The organism is Pediococcus pentosaceus (genome assembly GCF_001437285.1).
In the GTDB taxonomy this organism is placed as follows: domain Bacteria; phylum Bacillota; class Bacilli; order Lactobacillales; family Lactobacillaceae; genus Pediococcus; species Pediococcus pentosaceus.
In genome coordinates this window covers 37,090-56,675 of sequence record NZ_JQBF01000006.1, presented here as the reverse complement: position 1 = coordinate 56,675, position 19,586 = coordinate 37,090, and the positions used below count along the sequence as shown (strand labels likewise).

The 19,586-nt window shown below is 38.5% G+C and carries 15 protein-coding genes and 2 pseudogenes; 6 read left to right on the top strand and 11 right to left on the bottom strand.

Going from position 1 to position 19,586, the window contains the following annotated elements:
* Positions 1-113 precede the first annotated feature (113 nt).
* Entirely contained in the window at positions 114-968 is an 855-nt protein-coding gene (locus tag IV86_RS06960; RefSeq protein WP_002834486.1) for a patatin family protein, read from the top strand.
* 40 nt (positions 969-1,008) lie between these two features.
* On the opposite strand, the gene IV86_RS06955 is transcribed toward IV86_RS06960, so the two are convergent.
* The 6 genes and pseudogenes from IV86_RS06955 to IV86_RS06935 all read right to left on the bottom strand — a co-directional run bounded on the left by IV86_RS06955 (position 1,009) and on the right by IV86_RS06935 (position 7,113).
* Positions 1,009-1,593, bottom strand: a complete 585-nt coding sequence (locus IV86_RS06955; RefSeq protein ID WP_002834487.1) for a peptidylprolyl isomerase — start codon at positions 1,591-1,593, stop codon at positions 1,009-1,011.
* A 98-nt stretch (positions 1,594-1,691) separates the two neighbouring features.
* A pseudogene (locus tag IV86_RS08735) lies at positions 1,692-1,829 on the bottom strand (anion permease); the annotation flags it as partial.
* Between the two features lie 25 nt (positions 1,830-1,854).
* Positions 1,855-3,237, bottom strand: coding sequence for a class II fumarate hydratase (locus tag IV86_RS06950; RefSeq protein ID WP_002834489.1), 1,383 nt, complete (start codon positions 3,235-3,237; stop codon positions 1,855-1,857).
* Positions 3,238-3,428: 191 nt separating this feature from the next.
* The gene (locus IV86_RS06945; protein WP_002834491.1) at positions 3,429-4,889 is read right to left on the bottom strand and encodes a UDP-glucose--hexose-1-phosphate uridylyltransferase; all 1,461 of its coding nucleotides are present in this window, start codon (positions 4,887-4,889) and stop codon (positions 3,429-3,431) included.
* The gene (galE, locus tag IV86_RS06940; protein WP_002834493.1) at positions 4,889-5,893 is read right to left on the bottom strand and encodes a UDP-glucose 4-epimerase GalE; all 1,005 of its coding nucleotides are present in this window, start codon (positions 5,891-5,893) and stop codon (positions 4,889-4,891) included. The genes IV86_RS06945 and galE overlap by 1 nt, the downstream gene beginning before the upstream one ends.
* Positions 5,894-5,949: 56 nt before the next feature.
* Positions 5,950-7,113 carry a galactokinase gene (locus IV86_RS06935; protein ID WP_056979460.1) on the bottom strand — a complete coding sequence of 388 codons (1,164 nt, stop codon included), beginning with the start codon at positions 7,111-7,113 and terminating at the stop codon, positions 5,950-5,952.
* A gap of 280 nt (positions 7,114-7,393) precedes the next feature.
* Between IV86_RS06935 and IV86_RS06930 the strand changes: the two genes are divergently transcribed.
* Positions 7,394-9,274: a glycoside hydrolase family 2 TIM barrel-domain containing protein gene (locus IV86_RS06930; protein ID WP_002834495.1), complete on the top strand. Its 1,881-nt coding sequence runs from the start codon at positions 7,394-7,396 to the stop codon at positions 9,272-9,274.
* Positions 9,258-10,217: a beta-galactosidase small subunit gene (locus IV86_RS06925; RefSeq protein ID WP_056979459.1), complete on the top strand. Its 960-nt coding sequence runs from the start codon at positions 9,258-9,260 to the stop codon at positions 10,215-10,217. Before IV86_RS06930 ends, IV86_RS06925 begins: the two co-directional genes overlap by 17 nt.
* A gap of 107 nt (positions 10,218-10,324) precedes the next feature.
* Here the strand turns inward: IV86_RS06925 and IV86_RS06920 are convergent, their stop codons facing one another.
* The 3 genes from IV86_RS06920 to IV86_RS06910 all read right to left on the bottom strand — a co-directional run bounded on the left by IV86_RS06920 (position 10,325) and on the right by IV86_RS06910 (position 14,731).
* The gene (locus tag IV86_RS06920; RefSeq protein WP_002834497.1) at positions 10,325-12,268 is read right to left on the bottom strand and encodes a sugar MFS transporter; all 1,944 of its coding nucleotides are present in this window, start codon (positions 12,266-12,268) and stop codon (positions 10,325-10,327) included.
* 291 nt (positions 12,269-12,559) lie between these two features.
* The gene (locus IV86_RS06915; protein ID WP_002834498.1) at positions 12,560-13,588 is read right to left on the bottom strand and encodes an aldose epimerase family protein; all 1,029 of its coding nucleotides are present in this window, start codon (positions 13,586-13,588) and stop codon (positions 12,560-12,562) included.
* 147 nt (positions 13,589-13,735) lie between these two features.
* Positions 13,736-14,731: a LacI family DNA-binding transcriptional regulator gene (locus IV86_RS06910; protein ID WP_002834499.1), complete on the bottom strand. Its 996-nt coding sequence runs from the start codon at positions 14,729-14,731 to the stop codon at positions 13,736-13,738.
* 321 nt (positions 14,732-15,052) lie between these two features.
* On the opposite strand from IV86_RS06910, the gene gnd reads away from it, so the two are divergent.
* Positions 15,053-15,952 carry a phosphogluconate dehydrogenase (NAD(+)-dependent, decarboxylating) gene (gene gnd / locus IV86_RS06905; RefSeq protein ID WP_002834500.1) on the top strand — a complete coding sequence of 300 codons (900 nt, stop codon included), beginning with the start codon at positions 15,053-15,055 and terminating at the stop codon, positions 15,950-15,952.
* Positions 15,953-16,067: 115 nt separating this feature from the next.
* Here the strand turns inward: gnd and gntK are convergent, their stop codons facing one another.
* Together gntK and IV86_RS08915 are read right to left on the bottom strand one after the other, a co-directional pair.
* Positions 16,068-17,615 (bottom strand): gluconokinase, encoded by a 1,548-nt coding sequence (gene gntK, locus IV86_RS06900; protein ID WP_002834454.1) that lies wholly within the window; start codon positions 17,613-17,615, stop codon positions 16,068-16,070.
* A 109-nt stretch (positions 17,616-17,724) separates the two neighbouring features.
* Positions 17,725-17,772: pseudogene (locus IV86_RS08915) on the bottom strand (stage V sporulation protein M); the annotation flags it as partial.
* Positions 17,773-17,821: 49 nt separating this feature from the next.
* Here IV86_RS08915 and IV86_RS06895 point away from each other — a divergent pair.
* Both IV86_RS06895 and IV86_RS06890 read left to right on the top strand, forming a co-directional pair.
* On the top strand, positions 17,822-18,499 hold the full coding sequence (locus IV86_RS06895) for a GntR family transcriptional regulator (protein ID WP_002834452.1): 678 nt from the start codon (positions 17,822-17,824) through the stop codon (positions 18,497-18,499).
* A 45-nt stretch (positions 18,500-18,544) separates the two neighbouring features.
* Positions 18,545-19,567, top strand: coding sequence for a LacI family DNA-binding transcriptional regulator (locus IV86_RS06890; protein ID WP_002834451.1), 1,023 nt, complete (start codon positions 18,545-18,547; stop codon positions 19,565-19,567).
* The last annotated feature ends 19 nt before the right edge of the window (positions 19,568-19,586 follow it).

Below are 19,586 nucleotides of genomic sequence, written 5' to 3'. Positions count from 1 at the left end.
TAATGCTCTTCTAGTATCACTTCTATAGCGCCTTAATTGGAGAGGTATTTGCCACAACTCCATCAAAAGCGCTAAAATAGTGTCTATAAAATTAGAAGAGAGAAGGTATTCCATTGGAAAAAGCAGCTTTAATACTAGAAGGCGGCGCTCTCAGATCATTTTTTACTAGTGCCGTTTTGGATTATTTTCTCGAAAAGCAAATGGATTTCGAGTACATCCATGGAGTTTCAGCTGGAACCATGGCCGCTATGAATTACATTTCAAAGCAAAAAAGACGTTCCGCTGATGTTAATCTCCATTTTCTTCATGATAAACGTTATATCGGCTTTAACAACCTCATTCGTAATGGTGGAATCTTTAACTTAGATTTTTTGTTTTCGCCTGAATGTTATGATTACAGCCCCTTTGACTATAAAGCTTATAATGAAAGTAAACAGATTTTTGAAATTACCGCTACCAACGTCTTAACTGGTAAAGCCGATATTTTCCGTAAAACGGATACTGACGGTCAAGAAGAAGCCGTCAAAGCTTCAGCTAGTATGCCGTTAGTCTCTGATATTCGGGTCGTTAATCACCAGCCATACTTAGATGGCGGAATCGCTGACTCGATTCCTTTCAGACGAGCTCAAGAATTAGGCTACGAAAAGATTGTCGTGGTCTTAACTCGCGACATTAGCTACCGTAAACCGGAAAATAGTCGCGCTATGAATCGTTTAGTTAAGTTTAGATACCGTGATTTTCCACGTTTTGTCCAAGCTTTTGCAGATCGTCCACAACAATATAATCGTTCATTAGCAGAAATCGAACGCTTAGAACGTGAAGGAAAAATCTTTGTAATCCGTCCTCAAGAACCCGTTTCAGTATCTCGGGTTGAACGTGATGATAAAAAGCTCATGGCCCTTTACGAAAAAGGAACTGAAGTTATTCAAAATCAATTTGCAGATTTACAGAAATATTTAGCACAATAAATAAAACCCTCCGAAAAATTAATTTTCAGAGGGTTTTATTTTATTTTTCAACGATTACTTGTTCCATCACAACATCTACGTTAGGGCGATCTTCGCCATTACGTTTTACCTTACTAATTGCTTTAACAACATCCATCCCTTCGAACACTTGTCCGAAGACCGTATGCCGACCATCTAGCCAAGGAGTTCCTCCTTGACGATATGCTTCCACAATTTCTTCAGGAAATTCTGCCGCTTTAAGTTGTTTAATCATTCGCTTAGGAACATTACTGTTAGTAACGATAAAGAATTGACTACCATTAGTATTTGGACCGGCGTTAGCCATAGATAGGGCCCCGTTTAAGTTATAGAGCTTATTTGAAAATTCATCTTCAAACGTTCTGCCATAGATGCTTTCGCCACCCATACCAGTTCCCGTAGGATCACCACCTTGAATCATAAAATCTGGGATCACCCGATGAAAAATAACGCCGTTGTAGTAGCCCTTCTCTGCTAATTCAATAAAGTTTTTAACTGTTTTAGGTACCAATTCATCAAAAAGTTGAATTTTGATGTCACCTTGGTTAGTTTTAATAGTTACTTTTGTACCAGTTGCATTTTCTAAGTCTAATTGTGGATAAGCCATTTATTAATTCTCCTGCTTCTTTTTTTGGGTCATAAACCATTCTAATCTATTTGAAATATAAAAACACGTCTAAAGTAACGGATTATAATAAGGGCTTTTTACCACATACCAATCACTTTCATCCAAAGTGAGCCAATTCCAACCCAAATTACGATGTAAACCACACCCAGAATGGCATTCATCCGCCACCAATCTTTTTGCGTTACAAAGCCCGAACCAAATAGAACGGAGACAGGCTCTAAAGTCATCTTTTTTACTCCTCTATTTATCATAATTAGTCATCTCAATGGGAACCACCCACTGATCAAATTGCTCAGCGGTAACTTTACCAGATTTTAGGGCAGCTTCTTTCAGCGTGGTCCCATCTTTTTCAGCCTGCTGAGCGATTTTAGCGCTATCGTGGTAGCCAATATGAGGAGATAAGGCGGTAACTGTCATCAGGGAATGGTTAACTAATTCTTCCATCCGTTCTGCATTAACTTCTAATCCAGCGATCATCAAGTCGGCAAAACTACGAATCGTACCTTCTAATAGAGTGGTTGATTCCAAGAAAGAGCTGATGATAACTGGTTTATAAACATTCATTTCAAAATTGCCCTGGCTTGCAGCTAAATCAATCGCAACGTCATTAGCCATAACCCGCACTGCCGCCATGGTAAGGGCCTCTGCTTGAGTTGGATTGACTTTACCTGGCATGATTGATGATCCGGGCTCGTTTGCTGGTAGTTTCAACTCGCCATATCCTGCCCGCGGACCACTACCCAAGAAACGAATATCATTAGCAATTTTCATCAAATCACTCGCCAAAGTTTTAATCGCTCCGTGAACCACATTCAAACCGGAGTGATGTGCTAGTCCATAAAATTTATTAGAATCCGCCGTGAATTCAAAGTGGTAGACTTCGCTCATCTGAGCTGCAATTATGGACGAAAAATGCGGAGCTGCATTTAAACCCGTTCCGACCGCTGTACCCCCCATTGCCAATTCACTTAGCGTTGAATTAAGTTCTTTTAAGTATTCCAAATCATGTTCAAGGGCGCTCTTCCATCCACTAATTTCTTGGCCAAAAGTTAGTGGAGTCGCATCCTGGAGGTGAGTTCGTCCAATTTTAACCACGTTCCAATATTGCTTTTGTTTTTGGTCTAATTGTTCAATTAAATGTTGAACTGCCTCTTCCAAACGTACTACCGCTACTGCAGCTGTAATATTCATGGCCGTTGGGAAAATATCGTTTGAACTTTGTCCATGGTTAACATCATCATTAGGCAAAATTTCTATTTCCGCATTAATTTTAGCAGCCATATGGGCCACCACTTCGTTTACATTCATGTTAGTTTGCGTTCCCGAACCAGTTTGATAAACTACCAGCGGAAAATCTTTCCGTAATTCAGCATCATCCAGTGCTAGCAGACGATCAATAGCTACTACAATTAAATCCGCTTTTTCAGCAGCCATTGATCGTTCCTTTTTATTAGCGATGGCTGCCGCTTTTTTAATCTGTAGAAGAGCTTTGATAATTTCCAGGGGCATCTTGGCACCAGTCGCAAAGTTATGACGACTTCTTTCAGTTTGGGCTCCCCAAAGTGCATCTACTGGGATTTGGACGGGCCCAAGCGTATCTTCTTCTGTACGATATTTTTCCATATTATGACCTCCGAAATTAATTGTCTAAGTCGCATTCCTACTAATTTGCTTCGTTTTTATTATAAAGGACTCCCGATAAAGCACCAGTGAAATTTAAAATAAAAATACGATCCACCTAGGATTATCCATCCCAGGTGAATCGTATTTAATAACTAATAATTCTTACAGGTTTAAACGAGCTTAAAATCTTACTAATTAATGGATGAGATAAAGTGCGCAAATGCGGCTTCACCGGCGTCATCCCATTTAAAGACTCCTGCATCAGCTAAAACTCGCGCAAAAACATTTCCAACCGCAGCATTTACCACGGCAGTAACATTTTCTGCTGTAATTGAATGTGTTGCCTTCAATTGATCCGCCCAAGCTTGATGCATTTCTGCCATTTGGTTAGTTTGACCCAATAGGTAATTTTCTACTTCTACCAATTCTGTCTTTAACCGAGCTGGTAAAATCGCTCTTCCCATTACTTCAATCAAACCAATGTTTTCTTTTTTGATGTGTTGAACATCTTGATGGGGATGGAAAATACCATCTGGAAATTCGGCTGAGGTTTGATTATCTCGGAGTACTACATCCAAAACATAGTTTTCTCCATCCTTGTACGCAATCGGCGTCGTCGTATGATGACGAGTTCCGTCCGTGAACGCTCTTACATCAACACTTTCATCAGAATAGCTCATCCACGCATCATGAATTTTAACAGCAGCATCTGTCAATGCCACCACATCACTACCAACTAACCGAATTGTTGACATTGGCCATTTCACAATTCCAGCTTCCACACCTGCTACTCCTAAATCAATCGTTCTAGCAATGGGAGCCTTCATCATTGGAAATACATGACGTCCGCCTTGGTAATGTTCGTGTGATAACATCGAACCTCCTACAATGGGTAAGTCGGCGTTACTCCCTACAAAGTAGTGCGGTAACTGTTTAACAATTTCAAGTAAATTGGTAAACGTCTGACGATTAATCACCATAGGGCGGTGAATTTGGTCTAAGAAAATAGAATGTTCATTGAAATATGCGTATGGTGAATATTGGAAGCCCCAAGTTTCACCACCCAAGGTCATCCGAATAATTCGATGGTTGCTACGTGATGGGTAACCCAAACGTCCTAAATAACCTTCATTTTGCATGCATAATTGGCATAATGGATAACCATCCTGAGGTTGATTACGAGCAGCTGCAATTGCTTTAGGATCTTTTTCTGGTTTAGAAAGATTAATGGTAATTTCAAGTTCACCAAAATCAGTTTCCGCTGGAAAAGATACATTCTTAGCAATGGCCCGTGTTTTAATATAGTCATTAGTTTTACTTAAATTAAAGAAATAATCCGTCGCTGCTTTAGGGCTAACTTGATACTTATCCCAAAAACGTTGATTTAAAATCGAAGGTAATGGCGTAACTAAATCCATTAATTGATCTGCCAAAATGCTTCGGTCTGATTGAGCATCTTCAATTTTACCGTTTTGAACCGCAGTTTTAACTAAGGCATCTACTAAGCTAGTTACTTGTTCATCGGTAGCTTCAACCGGTTGATCTTCACCCACTAAACCTAAAATCCGATTATGCACATAAATTCGATCTAAATTGGTGTATGGTGATGGCGAATCGATTACAACTTGGACAAATTGTTCTAAGCTACTCATTAGGCTTGTCCTCCTCGGTCATCGTATCCAGCTGGATGGTTGACTTTCCAATTCCAAGCAGTTTTGATAATTTCCTTAACATCATCGTATTGAGGTTGCCAATCTAAAATTTCACGTGCTTTATCACTCGCTGCGATTAAAGTACTAGGGTCGCCAGCTCGTCTTGGTGCCATGACAGCTGGAATTTCCTTTCCTGTCACTTCCCGAGCAGCTTCTAACATTTGGCGATTGGAGAAGCCTGTTGAAGATCCAAGGTTGAATGCATTACTATCATGACCTTGTTTGAGATATTCTAGAGCTAAAATATGAGCATCAGCCAAATCAACGACGTGGACGTAATCGCGTACATTAGTACCATCAGCAGTAGGATAGTCATCCCCAAAAATTTGCAACTGATCCCGTTCACCAGCAGCTACTTGTAAGATAATAGGTACTAAGTGTGTTTCTGGTTGATGGTCTTCCCCAATACTGCCATCTGGTTTAGCGCCAGCAACGTTAAAGTAGCGTAAAGCCACAAACTTAATGCCATCAGCCACATCTGACCAATGCATGATTTTTTCCATTGCTAACTTACTTTCACCATATGGATTGGTTGGAACTTGTGGATCAGATTCTTGAATTGGTACCCGTTCTGGTTCGCCATAAGTAGCCGCTGTAGATGAAAATACAATCCGTTTCACATCATGTTTAGCCATTACTTCAAGAAGTTTAACCATCCCAGCAGTATTATTATCAAAATACTTCAAAGGATTTTTCATTGATTCAGGGACCACGGAAAACGCAGCAAAATGAATTACCCCTTCTACGTTTTCTTTGGTGAAGACTGAATCCATAAATTCAGCATCTCGTACATCACCTTCGTAAAAACGAGCTTGCTGGTTTACGGCTGCGCGGTGTCCAGTAACCAAGTTATCAACAACCGCTACATCGTAACCTTTCGTAATTAATCGATCAACTGCATGGGAGCCGATATAACCGGCACCACCTAAAACTAAGACCGCCATTCTAATTCCTCCTCAATCTCTCAATGCGTATTACTATTTAAAAATTTTCACTAATATTAAAGTTCTTTAGGTCCATCAGCAATTTCAGCAATATAGAAATCAGCATCATAACCAATTGTATCGCGATAAACTTTACCAACATTTTCCTTGAAAGCTTCAACTTGGTCTTTTTCAACAATTGCGATTCCACAACCACCAAAACCAGCACCAGTCATTCGAGCACCTAATACACCAGGTTGTTTCCAAGCTGTTTCAGCTAAAGTGTCTAATTCCTTACCCGTTACTTCATAATCAAAGTGTAATGAAACGTGTGAAGCAGTAACTAATTCACCAAAAGTTGTTAAGTCGTCATCTGCCAAAGCCTTAGTTGCCTTGATGGTTCTTTGATTTTCAAAAACAGCGTGACGTGCGCGTTTAATTAAAGTTTCATCATTAATTAAGTAAGCTGCTTCATCAAATTCATCATTAGTTAAATCACCTAAAGTCTTGATGTCTAACTTAGTTTGTAAACGACGCAATGCTTCTTCACATTCAGAACGACGTTCATTATATTTAGAATCTGCGAGTTCACGACGTTTATTAGTATTCATAATTACAATGACGTGATTGCCTAATTTAACCGGAGCATAAGAATAATCAAGTGTGTTAGTATCCAGCAAGATTGCTTGATCTTGCTTACCCATTCCGACCGCGAATTGATCCATGATACCAGAGTTAACACCGACATAGTTGTTTTCACACTTCTGACCAATCTTAACTAGATCTAATTGACTAACACCTAAATCAAAGGCTGCGTTTAAAACTGCTCCGGTTAATAATTCAATTGAAGCTGAAGAAGATAAGCCCGCACCATCTGGCATATTTCCGTGAACGTAGAGATCGAAGCCGTGGTCAAACTTAACTCCTGTTTTGACTAATTCATTCATCATTCCTTTAGGATAATTAGTCCAACCTGCAGCCTTATCGTAATCCAAAGCATTGACATCAAAACTAATAACTCCAGCATCTGGAATATTAGCTGAGTACATTCTTACCGTATTATCGGTACGAGGAGCATAAACTCCATAAGTTCCGATTGTAATTGCACATGGGAATACGTGACCACCATTGTAATCTGTGTGTTCACCAATTAAATTGATGCGTCCAGGTGAAAAGAAAACCCTTTCAGGATTGGTGTCGAAAATTTCGGAAAATTCTTTTTTTAAGTCGTTTGCGTTCATGATGTGTCTCCTCCATAATTTTACTAAAATTTTATTAACTTGAATATATAGCTTTTACCATCACTTGTCAATACCTCTTTAATCCATTTACAACAAAAATGGTAGCGCTTCATTAAAAAACACTAGTGTTATAGATTTAGGGTTGCTTACAGCTTACTAAATCCTCCAAAAACATTAATTTTGGTTAAATTTTAACTAAAACAACGTATACAAATTTAGGGTTATGTTCTATCATTTTATTGTAAGCGTTTTATATTTTGGTTACGAAAGGAGTTTTATTATGCAAGCAAATCTTCAGTGGCTTGATGATCCTGAAGTTTTTCGAGTCAATCAACTACCTGCCCATAGCGACCACCATTACTATCGTGATTTAGACGAAATCCGTACAGGTAGCAGCTTTATTAAAAGTCTCAACGGTTCTTGGCGTTTTCACTTTGCGTCCACCCCGTCTGAACGTCCGCTCCATTTTTATTCACCTGATTTTGATAGTGCTGATTTTGATACGATCCAAGTACCAGGGCATATCGAATTAGCAGGCTACAGTCAAATTCAATATATCAACACTCTCTACCCTTGGGAAGGAAAAATTTATCGTCGTCCCCCTTACACACTTAATCAAGACCAATTAGAAGTTGGATTATTTAGCGATGCTGCTGATAACAGTGTCGGCTCTTATTTAAAACAATTTGACCTTGATGATTCATTTAAAAATCAGCGAGTTATCATTCAATTTCAAGGAGTTGAAGAAGCATTATACGTTTGGTTGAATGGCCATTTTATTGGTTATGCTGAAGATAGCTTCACTCCTTCAGAATTTGATCTAACCCCATATCTTCAAGACCAAGATAATCTTTTAGCTGTACAGGTTTATAAAAGAAGTACGGCAGCCTTTATTGAAGATCAAGATATGTACCGCTTTTCTGGTATTTTTCGTGATGTTAATCTCCTCGCTCTTCCGGCCGCCCATGTTGTGGATTTAGACATCAAACCGGAGGTAAAAGATGATTTTGAGCGCGGTACCTTGGCAGTTACTGCTGACGTTTCTGGTACTGATGCTATCTTAGAACTAACCGTTACGGATCAAAATAAACAGGTAGTGGCCAGTCAGACCCAAAGCGGAACGGGTAAGGTCCTGTTTGATTCCATGCCGTTTGATAATTTGACACTATGGTCACCAACAAGCCCCACCTTGTATCAGTTGTTGATTAAAGTCTACAACAATCAGCATCAACTCTTGGAAGTCGTTCCTTATCAATTTGGTTTTCGGCGAGTGGAATTACGTGAGGATAAAGTCATTTACGTTAATAACCAACGTTTGATTCTCAACGGGGTTAATCGCCACGAGTGGAATGCGCATAGTGGACGCGTCATTACCATGCAAGATATGCAGAACGATATTCAAACCATGCTTGATAATAATATCAACGCTGTTCGAACTTGCCATTATCCTGATCAACTACCGTGGTACGAACTATGCGATCAAGCCGGTCTTTACGTTATGGCTGAAAATAACCTAGAATCTCATGGTTCATGGCAAAAAATGGGGGCTGTTGAACCTTCCTATAACGTTCCTGGGGATAATCCTCATTGGTTAGCAGCAGTCGTTGATCGGGCTCGCTCCAACTATGAATGGTTCAAAAACCACCCATCCATTATTTTCTGGTCATTAGGCAACGAATCCTTTGCTGGTGAAGATATTGCGGCTATGCAAACTTTCTATAAAGAACATGACACATCTCGACTGGTTCATTACGAAGGTGTCGTTCGTGCTCCAGAATTACGCAATCGTATTTCTGATGTAGAAAGTCGTATGTACGAAACTCCAGCTAACATCGCTAGCTATCTAGAAAATAATCCCGATAAACCCTTCTTAAACTGTGAATATATGCATGATATGGGAAACTCTTTAGGAGGCATGCAATCATATAATGATTTAATTGATAAATACCCAATGTATCAAGGTGGCTTCATTTGGGACTTCATTGATCAAGCTCTGTTAGTTCATGATCCAATCACCCAGCAAGACGTCCTACGATACGGTGGTGATTTCGATGAACGCCATTCCGACTATGAGTTTTCTGGTGATGGATTACTATTTGCTGATCGAACCCCTAAACCAGCAATGCAGGAGGTGAAATACTATTATGGATTACACAAATAATCAATTACACGTTATATATGGCGATGCCAGTTTAGGATTAGAAGGTCCTAACTTTCACTATCTTTTTAGTTACGAACGAGGCGGGTTTGAATCTTTAGTGGTTAACCAAAAAGAGTGGCTCTACCGCACACCAACTCCGCTATTTTGGCGAGCAACTACTGATAATGATCATGGAAATGGTTTTGATGTTAAAACTGCCCAATGGTACGCAGCCGATCGATTCACAACTTGCCAAAAAATTGAATTAACAGTGGATGGACAACTCGTTCAACCGCTTCCCATCGCTCCCCTTAATAATCGCTATACCAACCATGAAATGGCAAATCAAGTGGCGTTAACCTACCATTTCGTTACTCCGACGGTGCCAAGCACTTCGGTAAGCATTACCTATACGGTTACTAGTGACGGTAATATTAAGGTCATGACCCATTTTGCAGGACGTGAAGGTTTACCTGAGCTACCAGCATTTGGACTACGTTTCATTATGCCCACGACCGCTACCGGTTTTGACTACCAAGGACTTTCTGGGGAAACTTATCCCGATCGTCTAGCAGGGGCAACTCAAGGTCAATTCCACGTTGACGGATTACCAGTGACTCCCTATCTTGTTCCTCAAGAATGTGGCATGCACATGCAAACCAGTCAACTAACGGTAACTCGTTCGACTACTCAAAATAACGCCGATCAAAGCAAGCAACCTTTTAGCCTTACTTTCAGCCAGGCAGATCAGCCGTTTGCTTTCAGTTGTTTACCATATACTGCTGCAGAGCTTGAACAAGCCACTCATCTTGAAGAACTACCATTACCAAGACGAACCGTGCTTTCGATCTACGGGGCGGTTCGCGGTGTCGGTGGAATCGATAGTTGGGGAGCAGATGTTGAAGCAAAATACCACATCCCTGCTAACCAAGATTTAGATTTCAGTTTTAATATTCATTTCTAAAATAAAGCCGATGCTGGAAAGATTTAAATTCTCCAACATCGGCTTTTAATATGCAAAAAAAGAACAATCAATGAATAAATCATTGATTGTCCTTTTAAAATCCAACTTTAGTTAGGTAATGTATTGGATAACTTCAATACATCTTCGCTATCCTTAACGTCTTCACCCAGCTCTTTGAGATAATCAAATTCAGGCATATCCTTGTTGGTAATAACTACCATTACAGTATCATCAAGGCCTGCTTTTTTAATTGCTGGCTGCCAGAATTCAATTAATTCTTGTCCTTGTTTAACGTGATCGCCTTTTTCAACATATTGAACAAATCCCGTACCACGCATTTCAACGGTACCAATTCCGATATGAATCAAGGTTAAGACGCCTGTGTCAGAACGAAGTCCAATCGCATGGCGAGTTGGGAAAGTTGCTACAACTTCACCATCAAATGGAGCTAAAACTTGACCATCGGTAGGTTTAATTGCAAATCCTTTACCCATACTTCCACTCGCAAATGTCTCATCTGCAACGGTGTCTAAACTGATTAATTTTCCTGAAACCGGATTACGGTAAAGAGTTGTAATTCCGTCCTCTTTTTCAATTTCTGCAGGTGTTTCATCTGTTTCCAAATGTGTTGACCAAGTTTTTTCAAGCTCGTCAACGATTTCAGCATGCATTTTTTCGTCCAATTTAACCTTCTTGAAGAAGATGAAGGCTCCAATTAAAATCATAGCTGCTGGAACACCAAACATCATCAATTTGAAAATAGCTTGTCCGTGGGAAGTTACGTCCCCAGCAGTTGCTCCAGCGGTCATGCCAGCCCAAACGGCAGTTAAACCAACTACACCGTTTGAAATAGCTCCACCTAATTTATCAAGCAAAGGACGAACAGATAGAGTTAATGATTCGTCACGGTGACCGAATTTCAATTGTCCATATTCAACAGAATCACTTAAAACCATCAAAACAACTAAGAAGATAAGTGGTTGTGGAATGTAGAATAGTACGGCAGAAGTTAAGATCATTGGTAATGATTGTCCGGCAAGTGCAAACATAATCAAAGCAATGATCATGACTGAAATAGCTAAGAAGAATACTTTACGACGGCTAAACTTCTTTGCCAATGGTGGGAAGGCCAATACGGCGAACACCCCAATGATGGCATTTAATGAACCAAGTAATGTAAATTTCGAAGCATCACCTAAAATGTAAGTGAAGTAGTAAAGTTCAAGTGAGTTAGTAATTGCCATACCGGCCGTGTAAATTCCGTAAGTCAAAGATAACCACATTAATTGGTCGTTACGAGCCAATACTTTGAAAACTTGTTTGAAAGTTGTTTTTTCAGTATTTTTACGTAATTCAGAATCATTTTCCTTAGTTCCCATTGCTACAGCTAAAGCTGAAATCAAAGCAACCGCAGCGATGATAATCCCGAAGGCCATCCAACCACGATTATCACCTTGTCCGCTGTTCGCCTTGGTTGAAAACATCAAAACGATTGGCATAACGACTACACCAACGATATTTTGTCCAATATTAGAACCAACCCGAGCATAGGTAGCTGTTTTTTCACGTTCTGCTGAATCAAATGAAATCGCAGGAATCATTGACCAGAACCCAACATCTTTAAATGAATAGAAAATATCCATTGTAATATATAAAATAGCAAAAACAATTAAGTATAAAATTGGGTTAGATGTATTTAAACCACCTAAACTGGTAAATAAAAGTGCTAAAACAACTGAACCAATCGTTCCACCAGTAACAATCCAAGGCTTGAAATGACCCCAGCGTGAATTGGTATTATCAATCGCGTTACCAATTAGTGGATCAATTGCAAGTTCTACGAAACGTAATGCTGCAATGATCATCGTAATGTACGCGATCATTTTAGTTCCTTGAGCCCCACTACTCTTATCAAATAAATGGGAAGTCACGAACATAATAAAATAGGTCGATAATGTTGCATAAAACGCATCATGACCAAATGCACCAAATGAGTAAGCTAGTCGCGAAGTGATTTTACGACTTTTGCTTTGTTTAACTTCTGCATCCATAATCTATACCACATCTCCTTTAATTATCTATGCACTAAATGTAATCGTTTTCAGAGAGGATGTCAATGTTTTTTAGTAAAATTTGCTTAATTATTTTAGTAAATTAGTATTTAAACGACTCAGTCCGCTTCCCAGACCAACTTATCGTTGCCCATAAACCGCTATTCCAATCTTTTTTTAATTCTAGTTTTGGTGTTTTAGGCCACTCGATGTAGTTTTACTACCTACTTTATTAAATTATTTAACCATTTAAAAAGCGCTCGGTTTTTACACCTCACGCTTAATTTAGATTTAGTTTAAACGTTCATATTGATAACGAATAGTATTTGTAACTGGCTTACCTGGACGTAAAACAATATCACCAAAATCAGAATGATTGATTGCATCAGGTAATGTTTGTGCCTCAGTAGCTAAAGCATTGTACTCATGAGCTGCTTCTTGGTCAGAATCAAATGGGTTCGCCGTGAATACAACTAGTCCGTTGCGATCTGAATAAAGCTTTACTCGACGTTTACCATCAGTATCACCTACCATTGCAATAGGAGTAGTTTCACTCGGATTAACTTCGTAAGCATCATCAAATTCAATCCCACCATTTTCAGCGTTTAACTGTTTCAAGGCGTCCTCAATAGGTTGTTCTTGATTAAAATCATAGGCGGTTGCTTTAACCGAAAGCTTCTTGCCAGTGGGAACTTTTTCTTCATCGAATTCAAGGTGAGCTGTACTGCTAATTTGCAACCATTGTTTAGCCAAACTTGTTCGATCATCCGTTGTATTCCAATAAACATGATTCGTTGGGTTAAAGAGCGTCGCAGCGTCCGTATCACCCGTAAATGAAATCGAAACTTGATTTTGATTGTCTAGGGTAAATTTAATTTCTACATCAAGGTTTCCAGGGTAATTATCATCACTCGCCTTAATATGTTTCGATAAAATCACGCTAACTTGATCATCATCTTCACTAAATTTACCATCGAAATTTAAGGTATTAAAACCGTGGTCACCACCGTGCAATGAATGAGTTTGTTCGTTCATCTCAACTTGGTATTCTTGATCATCAATCTTAAATTTAGCTCCGCCGATTCGTCCAGCAACTCGCCCAATTGATTGACAAAGGCAATAGCCTACGCGTTGATAATCAGCCATGCTATCAAGTCCCCAAATTAATGAGTGTTCCACCCCATCCTCATTAACTACGAATTCTTGCCATGTTCCTCCATAGCTTAAAACTGAAATTCTAGTTTGTTGGTCATTAACCAATGTATAACGTATGACATCCTGACCATCTATTTGATCAAATACTTCTTTTTTAGTTTCCAATATTATGACACCTCCGTATTAATTAAACCGCTTTCATTTTTAGTATACCAAATTTGGATGAGGTTGAGTAAACATTTTAGTTAAAATAAAAAGACTCATAGTGGTTGGATAATTTAATCCGACCACTATGAGTCATTCACTTCTATTCTATTTCGTACTAGCTCGTTCTACCAACCTTGTACCCAGTTCCACACGTTGCGTGGTGGTGCGACCGGCCAAACGACTCATTACTAAATTGACTGCTGTGGAACCCATCAACTCCGTATCAACGTTGACTGCACTTAGTTCAGGATAAACAAAAGTAGCTAATGAAGTATTATTAAAACTGAATAACTTAACTCTGTCTGGTACTTTAATGTCATTCGTCTGAAGTGCTTTCAATGCCCCAGCCGCCATGGGATCATTGGCCACAAAAAACGCTTTAGGTAACTGATCTCCAAGCACATCAATTGCCTTTTGCATCATTTTAGAACCAGATTCGCTAGTATAATCACCCTCGAATACAAATTCCGGTTTAAAGGCGTTACGCTTGGTCATCGCGGCCTTAAATCCTAACATTCGACGATCTGTAACAGTTAATTGGTGATCTGTCGTCATTTCTAACCCATGGATAATCCCAATATCTTCAATCCCCTGTTGCCAGAAATAATCGACTACTTTTTCGGTGGCTAATTGAAAATCAGTTATCACACTGTCAAAGCCAGCTTCGAATTGATCATCGTCCACAAAAACTAAATTATCAGTAACGGCTGCAATTTCTTCAACTTGCGGTTTACTAAATTTTCCTACTGCTATTACTGCATCAACATTTGGGCCTAGTTCTTGTAAATTATTCTGAAAAATTCGTGTCACTTCGAATTGATTGTCTTGTCCACGTTGCTCAATTCCCATTCGAATCGACATATAATACAAGTCATCTTGTTCTTCAGTTTCTGAGTACCATTGAACAATTGCCAAGCGTTTTCTAGTTGTTAAATTATTATGACGTTTATTTTTGGAATAGTGTAGAGCTTCGGCGGTTTTTAGGATTTTTTGTCTAGTTTCATCGCCAACTGAAAGAGACGCATCTTTATTCAGCACGCGTGATACGGTCGCTAACGATACGCCAACTTTATCCGCAATATCTTTTAATGTGGCTGCCATGAGCTGCCTCCTTTGAATTACTTAATTGTGCATAAATTCATTTTTCTATTAATGTACCTCGACTGGCACACAATCGTGATAGCACTCATGTAAAACTTTATCATTAAATATTGGAATTGGCGACAACAAACAACAACGTTTCCTACAAAAAAGTAGTTTAAGCCTCATAAAATAAATTACAAATATTGAAAATTCAAAAGTAATATATCAATCGTGGTTAAATAAGCGAAAATCATTACCTAATCTTGACAGCTTCACCTGAAAACGGTATCATTAATACAAATACTGATATATCAGTTTTAAATTGGAGGTTATTTAATTATGAAACTAGGTTTAATCGGATTAGGAAAAATGGGAATTAATCTCGCGCAGAATATGTTACGTCACCAAAATGAAGTCGTTGGTTTTGATTTAAATCAAGACTTAGTTAAAAAGGCGGCTAGTCTTGGCGCATCTTCTTCAACTTCACTTGAGGAGATGGCTCATCAGTTACCAAGTCCTAAAATTGTTTGGGTAATGGTTCCTGCTGGTAAACCCACTGATAATACCATTGAAGAATTGTCTCATGTTTTAAATAAAGATGATATTGTTATTGACGGAGGCAATACCTTCTGGAAAGATTCACTTCGTCACAATCGCTTACTTACTGAAAAAGGTATCCACTACTTCGACTGTGGTTCTTCAGGCGGTTGGCGTGGCGCTTTAAATGGTGGAAACTTTATGATTGGCGGAGATGAACCTGAAATTTTTGAAACTATTCGTCCTCTATTTGAAGATATCTCCCAAAAAGATGGTTATTTATACACTGGTAAAGCCGGATCCGGTCACTACTTGAAGATGGTTCATAACGGGATTGAATACGGAATGATGGAGGCAATTGGTGAAGGATTTGAAGTTCTTCAAGCTTCTGATTTTGAATATGACAATGAGGCAGTTGCTAAAGTTTGGAATAACGGCTCAGTGGTTCGTAGTTGGCTCATGGAATTAGCTGAAGATGCCTTCAAAAAAGACCCTAATTTAGATAAGATTAAGGGCCGTATGCACTCTAATGGTGAAGGTCAATGGACCGTTGAAGATGCGTTGGACCATGGTGTTCCAACACCAGTAATTGCAGCTTCCGTTATGACTCGCTATCGTTCGATGCAAGATGACACATTTAACGGCAAGGTTGTTTCGGCTTTACGTAATGGCTTTGGTGGTCATGCCATGGATAAGAATTAGAATAATCAAATATTGAAAGAAGGTTCGATACTTAGCTTATTGGAGTATCGAACTTTTTTCAATAAAACATCAATATAAAAAGCCTTCAAATCACTCATTTGAAGGCTTTTTATATCTATTCTTTCTCAGTATTAGCAAATTCTCTTTGATAATCTGCAATACTTTTATATTCGCTCGATAACTCTCTACTCAACCGAATATAGATTGGAATCAACTTACGGTACTTTTCATACACCGTTTCATCTGGCGTATATCTTTTTTCAGATCCAATATATTTACTAATATCTTCTAACTTATTTTCTAAACCAAGGCTCATCTTAGCCAAAAACATGGCTGCTAAACTTCCACTTTCATATGACTCTGGAATTACTACATCATGTTCATACACGTCTGCTAACATTTGTCGCCCTAATGAAGATTGTACAAACCCACCCGCAGCTAGAATTTCCTTAGGTTCGCCTGTAAATTCTTTTAACGCAATTGTTACTGAATACAAATTAAATACAATACCTTCCAGAACGGATCTAATCATATGAGCTCTAGTATGTGAACGATTAAGCCCGAAAAACGACCCTCTAGCATTAGCATCCCATAATGGCGCTCTTTCGCCTCCTAAGTACGGATGGAAAATTAGGCCGTCTGATCCAGCAGGAACCTTTTTAGCAATCTCAGTTAACATATCAAAAGAGTCCATCTTCAATAATTTGGCTGTCTCTTTTTCCGCTCCAAATAGTGCGTCATGTGCCCAACTAAAAATAATTCCACCATTATTAATTGGCCCTCCAATTAAGTATTTACCTTCCATTATTGGGTAGCAATATAGTCTACCCTTAGGATCAATTGCCGGTTTATCCGAAAAGCTACGAACAGCTGCCGACGTTCCAATATTAATAGCTAACACACCCGGTTTAATCGCCCCAACCCCAATCGTTGAGAGCGCACCATCCGTGGCACCCATGACAAAGTAAACATCCTCATCCAACCCCATAACCTTAGCGTACTCTGGTCGTATACCTTTAATTTTATAGGTTGGTTGAACCAGCTCTGGCAATTGATTCTTAGTGATTCCAACTTCACGAAGAATTTCATCATCCCATTTAAGCGACTTAATATTTAATAATCCTGTCGCCGCTGCCATAGATATTTCTTCTTTTAATTCATTAGTATACCTCCAAATAATATATTCTTTGATTCCAACCCAATAAGCTGTCTTATTAAAAATATCCGCCCGCTCATTCTTTAACCACAACAATTTATATACTGGTCCCATAGGATGGATTGGTAAGCCTGTTCTTCTGTACATTTCCATCCCTTTGCCATTTTGCTTATACTCAGCCACATATTTTTCCGGACGATTATCTGCCCATGTAAATGTTCTAGTTAATGGATTAAAATTATCATCTAGTGCTATCAAACTATGTTGCTGAGCTGACCAAGAAATTGCCACCACCCTTCCATCTTCAAGATTGGCCTTCGCAATCACTTCTTGAATGGCTTGCAATGTTGCATTAAATATATCTTCTGGATCTTCTTCAGCCATATCAGGTAAGGTTTGATACAGTTTGTACCCTTTATTTGATTTTCCATATATTTTTCCATTCAAATCGTAAAGCAAAGCCTTTGTACTAGTTGTTCCAACATCGATTCCGATAATATAATCCATAAAAAACCACCCCTGCAAAAACTGATATGTTAGTTACATTTTAAACCTGATACATCAGTGTGTCAAGCGCTTTCATGGTTGTCATAACAGCAAAAGCGTTGTGAAATAATCATTTATAATTAATCAATTTTTTTATAAATCCACCTATAAATTTAGGCTTATGCTAAAATTAGTGTAATAAAAATTGTCCTGGGGGTAACTGCTGTATGGATAACATGCGTGATAATGCTTATAACCAAATCAAGTATCGTATCATCCATTTTGAATATGTACCAAAACAAAAAATATCTGAAAAAACTATTTCAACTGAATTAAATTTAGGGAGAACTCCCGTAAGAGAAGCCTTAATTCGTATCGAACGCGAAGGTTTAATTGAAGTGGTACCACAAAGTGGAACTTATATTACTCAAATTGATATGCGTGCGGCGATTGAAGGGCGTTTTGTCCGTGAATGCATTGAACCAAATATTATGGTGAATGCTGTCACTAATATTTCAGAAGAATCACTTAACGCCCTTAAACAAAACTTGGAACACCAGTTAACAAGTGCTCAAAACTCTGATCCCGATAAATTCTTCGATCTTGACCAAGAATTTCATCAAAAATTTTACACCGTTACTAATAAGGAGATGGTATGGGACTGGCTTTTAGGAAACAATACCCAATTAAATCGCTTCCGTCGCTTACGCCTAAAAGAAGCTGATCTTGATTGGAAGACTTTGTTAAACCAGCATCAAGCTATCTTCAATGCTGTCGCAAATAAAGACGTCGATGAATTATCTTATTTAATGAAAGAACATTTACACTTAATGTTGGAAGAGAAACAAAACGTTGTAAATGCTTATCCCGATTATTTTCAAAATATCATTAAGGAAGAGAACTAATAAAATAAGTTTCAATATACTTTACTAGTTTTCACGGAGCATAACATGTCAAATGAACCCCAAAAAAGAGCTACTATTTTTGATATTGCCAATGCACTTGGAATATCGCACACTACCGTTTCAAGAGCTTTAAACAATAGTCCTAAAGTTAAAATATCAACTCGTAAGAAAATTCTACAGACTGCTCATAAATTAAATTATGTCCCTAATCAAAATGCTCGAGGGTTAAATCAAGGGCGCACCTATACCATTGGTTTATTTTTTACCGATCTTCAAAATGGTACCTCCGCCCTATTTCTAACTAGTATAATTTTAAACATTCGCTCGCAACTACCAGAAAATTATTTCTTATCAATCAATTCTATTTCTTCAACTGATGAATTAGGTGTCTTTGATGGAGTAATTGTAGTTAGTCAATCTAAAAAAGATCAAATATTTATTGATAAGTTGATATCAGAAAATATTCCAGTGGTAGTGCTCAACCGGCATATAAAAAATAGAAATATATATAATTATTGGTTGGATAATTATGAAGCATCTCGAAAAATCACACTACACGCATTAAATTCGGGCTCGCGTAATGTTGGTATAATACAAGGAAAATCAGACTATAATTCCACTCATGAACGTTCTCAGGGGTATCTCGATGCCCTTTCTTTTTGGACAAATAAATACCCACACCGCCCGCTATATCGCCATTTACCATTAAAGGGAGATTATTCATCCGAAGGTGGTTATCTCGCTATGAAAACTCTTCTACAAGATTTAGATAATCTTCCCGACTATGTATTTATCGAAAATGACGATATGGCTATCGGCGCTCTAAAGGCTATTAACGAAGCCTCAAATTTAGCGAAAAGAATTAGAATTTCTGGATTTGATGACACAAAAATGGCAGCGTTTAGTATTCCAGCTTTAACCACGATTCATAGTCCTATCGCTGAAATGACAACCCTAGGAGTAGCAACCTTAAATAGATTACTAAATAAGGGATCCTCAACTAATACGCCTTTAAATAAACGTTTTGAATGCCCCATTATTTTTAGAGAAACTTTACCTAAAAAATAACGACTCCGACTTGAACCAA